Genomic DNA, 12698 nt, shown 5'->3' with positions numbered 1-12698 from the left:
GTCTTGGGCGTGGAGGGGCTGGTGTTAGGTGGGGATGGCGATGGTGTCGCTACTGGTGCTGATATTGCCTGTCGTTGAACTGTCACCGACGGCTATCAGACGGCCTTTCAGAGTGATCCCGCCGTCCGACTGTGCGGTGCGGCCGGCTATCCACGTACCTTCTACCTTGTTGTTGGCGAGGATCTTGGCGGTGTTGTCAGCGCACCAAAAAACGTTCCCGAGCTTGGTGCCGTTGACCAGGCTGATAGTGGTGCCGGGAGAACTGGACGCAGTAGCCAGGCTTTTGGCCCGGATGATGAACACCGCGTGGGGATCGCCCTTGGCGTCCAAGGTCAGGTTGCCCAAAGTGAGATCACCAGAGGGATAGCTGTAAACGCCGGGCGTGATGGTTCCTGACAGGGACGGGGTGGCCAAAGTAGTGGTGGCTGTTTTGGCTTTCAGTTCACTGAACAAGGCGCGGGCGTCCGTCATGGCGTCGATGGCGTCCTTGCTGTTTAGGTGAGTGGTTGGGTAACCCGTAATGGTGCTTCCACTTGTACTTGTACCGATGAGGCCCGAAACCGAGGATGCCACCGGGTTTTTGCCCGTCAGCCTGTCTTCGACTTTGACTTGGGCCAGCAGTGCGAAGGCTGCTGCCCGACCGAGGGAGGGCGGGAAGGATGATGCTGTGGCAAAGCTGGTGCCGGTGCTGGTGCGGGCGGTGAGCGCGGCGTTGGAACGCGTATCAGGGGAGGCCGCCAGGCCCGTGAGTGCCGCCGTCCCTGCCAGTCCGAAGACGGCGCGGCGGGCCACGCGGCGTCCTGTAGCCGGTGCCGATTCAGCGTTATGGAAGGCGGGGCCGCTGATCCAGGCCAGTACCTTGTCACGGTCATTCTCCGGTTCGCTGTCACCGGTGTGGGGGGGAGCGGGCCGGTGCGGGGGGGCATGACTGACACGTTCTTTCGTGTCCTCTGTCCCTAATGGGCCTGTGGCGCTTTCATCGTGTCCACTGTCGTGGTTTTCGGGGTCGTGGAGGCGGATACGGGAGACGGCGATGAGGGCCAACAGTGTCCCGGCCAGCCACAGGCTCAAAGGCAGATAGTCGCCGGTGTTCCACCAGAGGCCCGGCAAGCCGATGTAGGGCACCAGCAGCCGTCCCATGCCGGTGATCTGTTCACGGTGCAGCGGTTTAAGATCCGGGTCGGGGTTGGCGTCACCGGCCGTGGTGTAGGTTCCGTCATCGTGGGCGGCGGTGACCCGGTGCAGGACCGGTGTTCGTTCCTGCCCGGTTCCGTCCGGTGCGGTGGTGCTGAACCGCACCACCGCGTTCATCGGGATCAGATCCTGCTCGGCAAGTGGTGAAAGCACCACGACGTCGCCCGGAGCGATGTGCGGTTGCATGGACCCGGTCTGCACCACGGTCCCGTGCCAGCCGAACAATCCGGGCAGCAGAGCAGCACCGGCCAAGGTGCACAGGATCACCAGGTAGGCCTGTGAAACGGCGGCCAGCAACAACGACCCCCAGCCCGGCGGGGACCGCCGGGCTGGGGGTGCAGGGGTGTCGTTGCGGGCCGCGTTCACGACTGCCCGAAAAGTGGCGGCGATTTAGGCGCTGCTGCCGGCCTTCAGTTCCCACACCAACGTCGCGCCGGTGGATTGGCCCATGAGTGCGTTCTCCTGCTCCCGGGTAAGGCCCAGGGTGTCGAAGTCATAGCTGACTTTGTACACAACCACAGTCGTTTGTTTTCCAGGAGCTGACCCAGCTCCCGCAGGCGTCGTTGCCGTCGTTGAAGCCAAGGTTGACAGTGCGTTTCTGGAGAAGATGTCGCCGGTCTTTAGGAAGTCGGAGCAGTCTGTGTTAGCGGCGGTGGCGCCCGGGGTGCTGAAGCTGCCAGCTTCCATCTTCAGCATCAGCCGGTCGCTGAAGTCCACGCTACTGGCATCGTGGCCGCCAGTGAGACCCGTTACGGAGGCGTAGAGATTGCCGGTCACATTGACCGTGGATGTTGCAGTGACGGTGATGCACTTGGCCCCGGTATCGCCCGGGGCAAGGCCGGAAACGGCGAAAGTTGCCCCATCCACGTCGTTGTCAGTGAGAGTAATCTGACCGGTGGCCCAGTTGTTGGCGGTGCTGGTGTTGGCGGTGAAGGCCGCGGTGGAGCCCTGCCAGACCATCGCCCCGGCGGCGAGGACGGCCAGTGGCCCGGCGGTGAAGCCGACAATCTTACTGGTACGGGAACTGGGAGCACGCATGAGCTATTCCTTCGTGGTTTAGGCCGACCCGCTCTGCTCCCGGGATGCAACAGGCCCCCACGAGCAGCACGGGATTGAAAATTCCGATGCTGCTGGCGGCCCCCAAAGTTCCTGTTGACACTTAGATATTGCTGGTTCCCCCCGGCGACCTAATCGGAAGTATGTCATGACATGTATCCGTCTTGTCTAGGGAATTTAGCGTGATTTACAAAGTATTTACCCGAAGGGGAGTCAAAGGCTGGTCCCCGCGGTCCCGTTATGCCCAAGACGTGCACCCTCACGGGTGCCTGAGGGAGTTTGGCGCGGAATCGCTTTCGGATCCTTCGGCACCCGCCCCGCCAAGAGGGGATGGTGGGGGCCCGCGGATCGCGGGAGCGAAACTTTCCAGCCGTTCCAAGGCGGGCGTTCGTTCTCCTCCATGGCGCCACTGCAGGCGGGACGGAACGACGCCGAACGCGGATACACCGACTTGTTGTTCGCAAAGGCGGCCCGCGTGCGGCTGTGCTCCCTAAAGCGGCCGCCTCCCGGATGGGGCCAGGCTTTCATCCATCGCTTTTACAGTCCCCCTGGGGCCGGGTAGGTTGGGGACATCCCGTGTTTTGCTTTGTGCCGCGTTTCTTTACACCGCAGGATGCAGGCGTTCCATAGAGCGCCGTGCAGCGGACAGTGGCAATCTCGGGCCGAACGTATCCCGCCTTTTGAGGGTAGAAGGCCCAAGGCTGTGGGGGGTTGATGATGTATCAGGGTGCTACGGAGCCACGGCGGCCTGCAAGGCTGGTCTCCAGCCAGTGGTTACTGCCTGGGATTCTGATCGCCGTAGCGGGCATGTACGCGGCGGTCGTCATTTTGCCGTCCACAGGACCCTTTGACGTCTTCATCGACCGGATGCTGGGCCTGCTAACCATGTGGCTGCCGGCCCTGGCGGGCTGGTCGGTGGTGTACCGCAGGGCAGGGGGACGGGAGGTGGTCTTCTTCGCGGCGGCCTTGTCCTGCCAAGCCGTGGGATACACCTGGGACGTGTTGCATATGACGGCCGGAAAGGATGCCCCCCGGTATTCAATAGCGGAGGGTGCATACATTGCGTTCTACGTGCTCATGCTGGCGGCTTTGTCCGTTGTTATCCGGACACGGCTGCGCGGACTGGCCAAAATTATCCTGTTGGACAGCCTCGTGGGGGCCCTCGGTGCAGCGGCTGCCCTTTTGGCTGTATTGGGACCCAAATTGGTTTCGGTTCTCCAGGGCCCGCCATCGCTGGGCGCGGCCATAGACGCCGCGTATCCGCTCATGGATCTCATGCTTGTGGCTGTTGTCGTGGGAATCGCCGCTTCCGGGCGTTCCACGAGCAGGGGGTGGTGGCTTGTTGGACTGGGGCTCCTGGCTTATGCCGGAGGGGACGTCGCCTATCTTCTGCTGGAAATGAACGCCGTGGATTTCCTGGACACGACACTGGTCGCCCCGTGGGCGCTCGGGAACGCAATGGTCGGCGCCTGGACGCTGCTCCAAGCGCATTCGGCGGGGCCCGACGTCCGTGTCCGGATATCCAAATCCGGACAGGCTGTCCCTGCCCTGGCCACGAGCGCCGGGTTGGGTGTTCTGGTCCTGGCCTCGCAACGCCCGCTCATGCTTCCCGCGGTAGTGCTCGCCAGCCTTACCCTGGCGTTGGCCGTGGTGCCGCTTGTATTCCGGCAGCGGCTCGAGCTGTCCCGGGCCAACAGCCAAGCGCGGACCGATGACCTGACGGGTATCCCCAACAGACGCGCCCTCTACGCGGCCGTGCCTCAACAACTTACGGCGAGCGGAAATCAGCCGAGCGCGGTGCTGCTGCTGGATCTCGACAAATTCAAGGAGATCAATGACGGGCTGGGGCATCAGGCCGGGGATGACCTCCTGCGTCAGGTGGCTGCCCGGCTTTCCACACAGCTGGGGGCCGGTACGCTTCTTGCGCGTATGGGAGGCGATGAATTCGTGATGTACGCCGGTTCCTGCGGTCCCCGTGAAGCGCAGGACATGGCAGTGAAGATACGCACCGCCCTGGCAGAGCCCTACAGCCTGGGAGGCATTACGGTTCATGTGAATGCAAGCATTGGGATTGCCTGCCACCCGGAGCATGGGCGCGACTTGGACGTCCTGTTGCGCAAGGCCGACGTGGCGCTGTACTCGGCCAAATCCACGCGTAGCGGGCATGCCCTGTACGTGGAGGACCCGGCCAACGCCGCTCTCCAGCCGTTCTGCAGTCTGCAAACCCTGAACGACGCGCTGTCGAATGACCAGCTGGTTCTTCACTTCCAGCCAAAAGTTGAACCCGAAACAGGACGCGTGCGCGGTGTTGAAGCGCTGGTTCGCTGGGAGCACCCGGCCTTGGGTCTGCTTCAGCCGGATGCTTTCCTGAAGTACTTCCAGGAAGCAGGGCTGATGCCCGCGCTGACCAACGTTGTTCTCATCAAGGCACTGGACCAGGCCGCTGTGTGGGCCTCGGGCCCCCAGCACCTGTCAGTGGCCGTTAACGTGCCGGCGAGTTCCGCGATGGACGCCCGACTGCCGGATCAGGTGGCAGCAATGACCCGGGCCCGCGGCCTGTCCCCTTCCATGCTCGTCCTGGAAATCACGGAGGACGTCCTTGTCGCTGACCGCAGCCGCGCCTGCACCACGCTGAGCGCCCTGAGGGAAATGGGTGTCCGGGTAGCGGTGGACGACTTCGGCACGGGCTACAGCTCCTTGTCCTACCTGCGCGAACTGCCCATCGACGAGATCAAGCTCGACCGCTCCTTTGTCAGCGCCATGATGGACGATGAGCGCGCCACCGCCTTGGTGGCCTCCACCATTCATTTGGCCCACAGCGTGGGACTGGAAATGACAGCGGAAGGGGTCGAAGACGAAAGAGCGTACCGCGCCCTCCGCGAGTACGGCTGCGACTTGGTGCAGGGCTATTTCATCTCCCGGCCAGTCCCTGCCGAAGTATTGGACACGTGGTTGAGCAACCGGAATCCAGAACAGAGCCCGGATGGCAAAGTAACTTCCGCAGGCTTTCCCAAATAGGCCAACCCTGCTTTATGGGGCCATAAATTCCATTCCGGCCCGGCCAGGGTCAGCGCCAACCGAGCTGCGGCGCCACGTGCGTCAGGATGGCATCGATGACGTGGGTGTTGTACTCCACGCCGAGCTGATTGGGGACCGTGAGCAGCAGGGTGTCGGCTGCCGCGATCGCCTCGTCTCCAGCCAGCTTTGCGACCAGCTCGTCGGGGGTGCCCGCATAGGACCGGCCGAAGACCGCCCGGGTTTTCGCGTCGATGTGGCCCACCTGGTCGGAGCTGAAGCGGTCGTGACCAAAGTACTTCCAGTCGCGCTCCTCCGTCAGCGCAAAGATGCTCCGGCTGACGGAGACGCGGGGCTCCCGCTCGTGTCCGGCCTCCTTCCAGGCCTGCCGGTAAAGCTGGATCTGCTCGGCCTGCTGGACATGGAAGGGCTTGCCGCTCTCGTCATCCTTGAGCGTGGAGCTCTGCAGGTTCATGCCCTGCTGCGCAGCCCATACCGCCGTGGCGTTCGAACCGGAACCCCACCAGATGCGCTCCCGGAGGCCTTCCGAGTACGGCTCCACGCGCAACAGGCCCGGAGGGTTGGGGAACATCGGGCGGGGATTCGGCTGCGCGAAGCCCTCACCCGTGAGTACCTCGAGCAGGCGCAGAGTGTGCCGGCGGGCCATATCGGCGTCGGACTCGCCCTCGGCCGGGGAAAAGCCGAAGTGGCGCCAGCCGTCGATGACCTGCTCTGGCGAGCCCCGGCTGATGCCCAACTGCAGGCGTCCCCCCGAGATGAGGTCGGCCGCGCCGGCGTCCTCGGCCATGTATAGGGGGTTCTCGTAGCGCATGTCGATGACGCCCGTGCCGATCTCGATGCGACTGGTCCGTGCCCCGATGGCGGCCAGCAGCGGAAACGGGGAGGCATATTGCTGCGCGAAGTGGTGGACGCGGAAGTAGGCTCCGTCCGCGCCGAGCTCCTCGGCCGCGACCGCCAGGTCGATCGCCTGCAGGAGCGCGTCCGACGCACTGCGCGTTGCGGACTGCGGGTGGTCGGTCCAGTGGCCGAAGGACAGGAATCCGATCTTCTTCACATCAGGAGCCAACTCCGCGGCGGCGGAAATTCTTCCCGGTCCTGCTGCCTGTGGGGGTAAAGCCCTAGGCCTCGTTGGTGATCACGACCTTGCCGATCATGTGGCCCGACTCCACCAACCGGTGGGCTTCCCGGATCTGCTCCGCCGCAATGGGCCGCAGGGTTGTTGTCACGGTGCTGCGCACCTCCCCGGACGCCACCAACTGCGCGACCTCGGCGAGCAGTTCATGCTGGCGGATCTGGTCAGCGGCCTGATGCAGGGACCGGGCGAACATGAACTCCCAATGCCAGGACAGGGCCTTCGGTTTCAGCCCAATCACATCGACCGAGCCAGGGTCGTCAATGGCGACGATTTGCCCGAACGGGTTCAACACATCGATGTAGAGCTCCGTCTGGTCCTCGGAGTTCGCCGTGAAAATATAGTCGATGCCCTCCGGTGCAACCTGGCGGATCTCTGAGCGCAGGTCTCCGCGGTGGTTGACGGTTTCATGGGCGCCGAGCGAGCGCACCCAGTCCTCGGCTTCGGGCCGCGACGCAGTGGCGATGACGCGCATCTGTGGAACGAGGGCCCGCAGCAGCTGCAGGACCACGGACCCGACTCCTCCGCTGGCACCCACCATCAGCAAGGTTCCCCCGCTGTCGGAGGTCAGCTTGAGCTTGTCGAACAAACCTTCCCAGGCGGTGATCGCGGTCAAGGGAAGCGCAGCAGCCTCGGCGAAGGTCAGGGACGCGGATTTCGGTCCCACAATGCGCTCGTCGACGACGTGCAGTTGCGTGTTCGTACCGGGCCTGTTGATGGCGCCGGCGTAGTAGACCTCATCGCCGACCGCGAAGAGGCTTGCCTCTGCCCCTACCGCCTGTACCACCCCAGCCGCGTCATAACCGAGAATCTGCGGCTCCGCCTGGTCCGCACCCCTGCCGCGCACCTTGATGCCGACCGGGTTCACGGACACGGCCCGCACTTCCACGAGCAGGTCCCGCGGCCCCAAGGGCGGGACCTCCATCTCGATGTCGGCAAAACTCGATGGGTCGCTGGCAGGCGCCGTCGAAACCGACGCGATGGCTCGTGTTGAAAGGTGCATGGGACCAGCATGGACCACGGGGTTCAGTGGCGGTCAAGGGCACCGGGCAGCCAGAGAGCATGAGGGGCCGCTGAGGGTGGTGGATCCGTCCGCATCATTCGTGAGCGTGAAACCGTCGAACCAGTCGCTACACCCTGGATCAAGCCGTCCTGGGAGGCGGATTTCGTAGCGGCTCATGCCACTGCGCGGTCGCCCCGGGCCTGCTCCGCGTGTACCTGCAGTGCCGCGGTGTTCCGGCGCTGGTCGGACCAGAGGGAATAGCCGAGCCAGACCAGGGCAAGGCCCATGGGGACGGCGGCCATGCGTTCGAGTGCGTGGGGCAGCAGGGCCCCGGCGACCGGGGTGAGGGCGGCAGCGGCAACCAGCAGGATGCCGGCTCCGCGTGAGAGCAGCCGGGCACGGATAACGGCGATGCCGAAGAGCAGCGCGCCGCCCACGTAGAGCAAACCTCCAAGCTGTGGCAGTGCGGAGAGCGGGCCCAGGTCGGTCACGGGCGCATTCCGGCCGAACAGCCCGACGATATCAACGGAAACCTGGGGTGCTTCGGCGACGAAGAGGGGCGCGATAAACGCCTCGGCGAAGGTGAAGGAGGACTGCAGGATGAAGAAGAAGCCGAACATCAGGTACCCGGCGAGGCCCAGAATCCCGAATGGGCCTACCTGCCTGAGATAGATGCCGGTAATTCCTATGAGGGCGAGCACCGCCTCGAGAAAACTCAAAGCGTGGACAGTCTTCCACTGTTGTGTCGCCAGCGAGGCGGCGACGTCGGCGGGATGGATGAATTGGATGACGATGTAGGCCAGGCCCGCGAGTGCGGCGGCGACCGCGGCCCCGCGGGTAAGGGTGGACGTCGTGATGCTCATGGTGTGCTCCTGTGGTGTCGCTGGGACGGGCGGTTGCCCGGGCGCATTCGAAAGTTACGCAGGAATGTGGTGAGTGGACATCACCACCTTCGCGGGTCACAGGGTGATTGTGGTGGATGACGGCCTAGATCAGGCCCAGCGTTTCGGCGCGGTGGAGGGCGGAAGCGCGGCTGCTCACTTCAAGTTTGCGGAAGATGTGTTTCGTATGGGTCCGCAGGGTGTTGAGCGAGATGCGGAGTTCGCGGGCAATCTCCGGGCCTGACAGCTCGGTGGCCAGGAGCCGGAGCACGTGCAGTTCACGCTCGCTCAGCATCTCGCGGAGCTGGCTGGGGGCCAGGGGCCCGCTGGTGTTGCGGAGTGCCTGGCTGAGCCGGCGCACGAAGTCCGGGCTGATGCCGGCGCCGGCGGCGGTGCGCAGAAGTGCCAGCATCGGAGCGCCCTCGTCGATGAACAGCCGGAAGCAGCCCTCGGATTCGGCCCAAGAGAGGGCGCGTTCCAGGGGCACGAGCGCGTGGGCGGTCTTGCCCTGCGCGTGGTCCGCGAGGGCCTGCAGCATCAGGATTTCACTGACGCTTCCCAGCCGGCGACCGGCTTCCGCGGCAGCGAGCAGCCGGCCGAGCAGTCCCCGCGCGTCGTCGAGCGGTTGGCCCGGGAGGCCTGCGTTGTGCTCCGCGATCATCAGCCGGGCGAGGGTAATGTGGCCGAACTCGTGGAGATAATCGGGCGTATCCGTGGGTGTGAGTCCCTGCCCGTCCACCCAGGCGCGTGCTTCGGGAAGGCGCCCCTGCCTGATGTAAATCCGCGCCTTGAGGCCCCCGATGGGGCAGACATCGGGGAAAAAACCGCGGCGGTAGTGCTGCTCCGCATCGGTCAGGAACTTGAGGGCAAGGTCGGTTTCGCCCTCGGCCTCGTGCACCCCCGCCATCGCCACGAACCACCGGTACCGGTGCTCGTGGGAGAGGGCGCTTTCGCCCAGTTCGGCGCTCGCCGACAAGTGGTTCCTGGCGAGCGCAATCTCGTTGCTCTCCCGCAACACGGCGGCCAGGCCCGCGTGAAGGTCCGCCCGCGGCTGGCCGCTGTTGCCGTACTCCAGGGACTGCCGCAGGGCGGTCTCGTACATCCTTTGGGCCTCGCGCAGCCGGCCCAGCGGCAGCAGCATGTCGGCGATGACCATGGTGGTGCTCAGCGCGTCGGTCAGGTTGCCGGCACTGCGGAGGCTCTTCGCGGAGTCCCTGAAAGCGGCCACCCCGGCGTCGAGCTCGCCCGTGGCCCATGCCGCCAGGCCCAGCAAACCGGCCGCCGCGCCCCGGCCCAAGTGGTCATCGGGCTCCGCGAGGCGGAGCGCGCGCTGTGCATGGTGCGCGGTTCCGGGCCGGTTCCCCGAGGCTAAAGCAAGCGAGGCACGGTAGAGCTCGATCGTCACGGGCAGCGTATGGAGTTCCTGGCTGGGCCCGGAATCGTGGGCGGGCGGGCCACCAGCGGTTCCTGCCGCCAGCAGATGCTCCGCCTCGTCCAGTTGGAGGCTGGCTGTGGAGAGGTCGCCCGCAACGAGCGAGGCCCATGCGGAGAACACCTGCAGCACGGGCCGGCGTTTCCTGGTGTCATCGGGCAGCGCCGCAAGCCAGCCAAGGAGGGTCGCATCCTGCCTGCTCTTGCGGACGCCGGGGATGATGGCCTCGATCATTCGCGCGGCCCGCGGGAAGTCGGCGGCCTCGAACGCATGCCTGATTGCTTCATCGGGTGAGCCGTTGTGCTCGTACCATTCACTGGCCAGGCGGTGAAGGGCCGCAACGTGGGCCGGGCCGCGCGCGAGTACCCGGGAGCGCAGCACGTCGGCGAAGAGGTGGTGGTACCGGTACCACTGCCGGCTGTCATCCAGTGGCACGATGAACAGATTGGCCCGCTCAATCGACTCCAACATGCGGGTGCTGTCCGTACGTCCGGCCACGGCGTCGCAGAGCGGGCCACTGAGCCGGTCCAGAATCGCGGTGCGGTAGAGGAAATCACGGATGTCCGGTGCTGCCCGGTTGAGGACCTCTTCGACGAGGTAGTCGATCACGAAGCGGTTGCTTCCGGCGAAGGCTTCGATGAACGCGGAAACGTCCGGACTTTCGCGCAGGGACAGGCCGGCGAGCTGAAGCCCGGCAATCCAGCCCTCCGTGCGCGTCCCGAGCACCGCTTCATCCTGGCGCGAAAGGGAAAGCCCCATCACTTCGTTGAGGAAGGCGGAGGCCTCATCGGGAGTGAAACGCAGATCGGCGGCGCGCAGCTCGGTCAAGTCCGCGCCGGCCCGCAGCCGCGCCAGCGGCAGGAGCGGATCGGAGCGGCTTGCTATGGCCACATGCGCCGTGGAGGGAAGGTGGTCGAGCAGGGAAACGACCGCTTCGACAACGGTTAGGTCCTCGATGCGCTGAAAGTCATCCAGAAAAAGGATGAGCGGCTGGGCGCTGCGGGCCATGTCATTGATGAGCGAGGTGAGGGTCGCTTCGACGGGCAGCCGCACCTCGGGGTCCTCGCGGCCGATCGCAGCGTCTGCCCGATGGAGGGCCGCAGCCAGGTAGGTGAGGAACCGGACGGGATCGTTGTCGCTCTCATCCAAAGACAGCCAGGCGACGCGGACCTCCGGATGCCTCCGGCGCGTCTGGGCAATCCACTCGCTCAGGAGCGCGGTCTTGCCAAACCCGGCGGGTGCGGAGACAAGGGTGAGCCGGCGTCCTGCTTGCCTGCCGGAGGCCAGTTGGTTGACGAGGCGGGGGCGGGGGACCGCTCCGGCGCGCGGGGACGGGACGAAGAGCTTTGTAGCCAGCACCGGCAGTGCCGTTGTCCAGTCCGTCATTGCCCGGTCCGCCATTGCCTGGTCCGCCGCTGCCTGATCCCTCATTGTCGATCCCCCTCATTGTCGATCCTAGGATGCGCGGACGCCGCAGCCGTCACTCTTCCCGGTCTGTCTGCGTGACGGATTCCGCGGCCCTGTCACAGAGTTGTAATGTTCCCTGCCGCTGTTGGGAGAAAGGAATGACACTGCTGTAGTTTGACGCAGGCAGATGCGCGCCCGGCCGTTGGCCCGGGCAGCCGCCCGGGCAGTGTCCCTGAACCGCGCGGTCTTTGAACCGCACGGCGGACGGCGGGGTTGGACGGTGCATTTTTGCCAGCTCAGCAAACTTTGGGGACACGCATTGCCACTAGACCGGCAGGCGTTCACCCGACTCGTCCTCCGATAGGAGCTCTACATACATGCGCAGATCCACCTTCCTTTCGGCCGTGAGCGCCGTGCTGCTGGCCGGTTTTCTCGGGCTCGCCGCACCCTCAGCGGCACACGCCGCAGACGGCGACGACCTGGTCGGAGGGTGGTACGCACTGACCTGGACGAACTCTCCAACCCTGTATAAGGTCGCGAAGGACGGCACACTCACCGCGGTCGGCTCGGCTCCGCAGGCCTTCGGCATCGCGGGATTCGACGTCGATGCCACGAACGGGCGGGCCCTTTTCCCGACGTATAACGGAGAGGGCCAGTTGTGGGAGGTCGACCTCGGCACGGGCGACTTTACCAAGGTCGCGGACTCGAACTTTACCGACGCCACGGCCTTTGACATCGGCAACAACGGTGAGTTGTGGATCGCGGCCGACAACCTCGACGGCTCCCGCGGCTTCGGAAAGCTCGACTCAAACACGGGGCAGGTCACGCGCCTGGCGGCAGGGCCCGAGCGCATCGCCGCCCTCGCCACCGCTCCGGACGGCGTCCTCTGGGCCTTCGGCTACAGCAACAAGGCCTACACCTACTCGCCCGAGACGAACGAGTTCACGCACGTCGAAGACCTCAACGTCAGTATCCTCGCCGCCGACTTCGACACCGACGGCACTGTGCTCCTGCAGAGCTGGGACGGCACGCTGACTCGCTACGACATCACGACCGGCGAGACCACGAAATTGTTCCGCATGAGCAACTCGGTGCCCGGTTTCCAAGGCGAAGCGTTCTCGGTCGCAGGTCCCACCGACGGACGCACCGTCGATGAGGTGCTTAACCCGCCTGCGGCCCCCGCAGTGACGGTGTCTTCGGGCGAGGTCACCGCCGGTGACGAGGTGACCGTGACCGGTGCCCACTTCACCCCGGACGCCACCGTCCGCATCGAACTGGACGGCACCGCCCTCGGCACCGCCACCGTCGATGACCTCGGCGCGTTCACCTACACCGCGACCATCCCGGTCAGCACCACCGCCGGCGCCCGCACCATCGCCGCCGTCGACACCACTTCCAACCGGACCGTCAACACGCCCCTCACTGTGAAAGCGGCCCCCGCAGTGACGGTGTCTTCGGGCGAGGTCACCGCCGGTGACGAGGTGACCGTGACCGGTGCCCACTTCACCCCGGACGCCACCGTCCGCATCGAACTGGACGGCACCGCCCTCGGCACCG

The 12698-nt window shown here is 65.3% G+C and carries 7 protein-coding genes and 1 pseudogene; 2 read left to right on the top strand and 6 right to left on the bottom strand.

All coding sequences use genetic code 11. From position 1 onward, the window contains the following. Window positions 1-24: 24 nt before the first annotated feature. Window positions 25-1491: an ice-binding family protein gene (locus tag NCCP_RS07150; RefSeq protein ID WP_149956561.1), complete on the bottom strand. Its 1467-nt coding sequence runs from the start codon at window positions 1489-1491 to the stop codon at window positions 25-27. A gap of 93 nt (window positions 1492-1584) precedes the next feature. Then, on the bottom strand, window positions 1585-2232 hold the full coding sequence (locus NCCP_RS07145; RefSeq protein WP_149956560.1) for a hypothetical protein: 648 nt from the start codon (window positions 2230-2232) through the stop codon (window positions 1585-1587). Between the two features lie 732 nt (window positions 2233-2964). On the opposite strand from NCCP_RS07145, the gene NCCP_RS07140 reads away from it, so the two are divergent. Further along, the gene (locus NCCP_RS07140; RefSeq protein ID WP_149956559.1) at window positions 2965-5268 is read left to right on the top strand and encodes a putative bifunctional diguanylate cyclase/phosphodiesterase; all 2304 of its coding nucleotides are present in this window, start codon (window positions 2965-2967) and stop codon (window positions 5266-5268) included. Between the two features lie 49 nt (window positions 5269-5317). Here the strand turns inward: NCCP_RS07140 and NCCP_RS07135 are convergent, their stop codons facing one another. From NCCP_RS07135 to NCCP_RS07120, 4 genes are all read right to left on the bottom strand, one after another. Further along, the gene (locus NCCP_RS07135) at window positions 5318-6340 is read right to left on the bottom strand and encodes an LLM class flavin-dependent oxidoreductase (protein WP_149956558.1); all 1023 of its coding nucleotides are present in this window, start codon (window positions 6338-6340) and stop codon (window positions 5318-5320) included. Window positions 6341-6404: 64 nt separating this feature from the next. Beyond that, complete coding sequence (locus NCCP_RS07130; protein WP_149956557.1) at window positions 6405-7421, bottom strand: zinc-binding alcohol dehydrogenase family protein; 1017 nt, start codon at window positions 7419-7421, stop codon at window positions 6405-6407. 173 nt (window positions 7422-7594) lie between these two features. Next, complete coding sequence (locus NCCP_RS07125) at window positions 7595-8284, bottom strand: hypothetical protein (RefSeq protein ID WP_149956556.1); 690 nt, start codon at window positions 8282-8284, stop codon at window positions 7595-7597. A gap of 124 nt (window positions 8285-8408) precedes the next feature. After that, window positions 8409-11165, bottom strand: coding sequence for a winged helix-turn-helix domain-containing protein (locus tag NCCP_RS07120; protein WP_149956555.1), 2757 nt, complete (start codon window positions 11163-11165; stop codon window positions 8409-8411). A 353-nt stretch (window positions 11166-11518) separates the two neighbouring features. Here NCCP_RS07120 and NCCP_RS07115 point away from each other — a divergent pair. After that, window positions 11519-12698, top strand: a pseudogene (locus NCCP_RS07115) (WD40 repeat domain-containing protein); the annotation flags it as partial.

Source organism: Zafaria cholistanensis (genome assembly GCF_008580665.1).
Lineage (GTDB): Bacteria > Actinomycetota > Actinomycetes > Actinomycetales > Micrococcaceae > Zafaria > Zafaria cholistanensis.
This window is presented reverse-complemented; position numbering and strand designations above follow the sequence as displayed.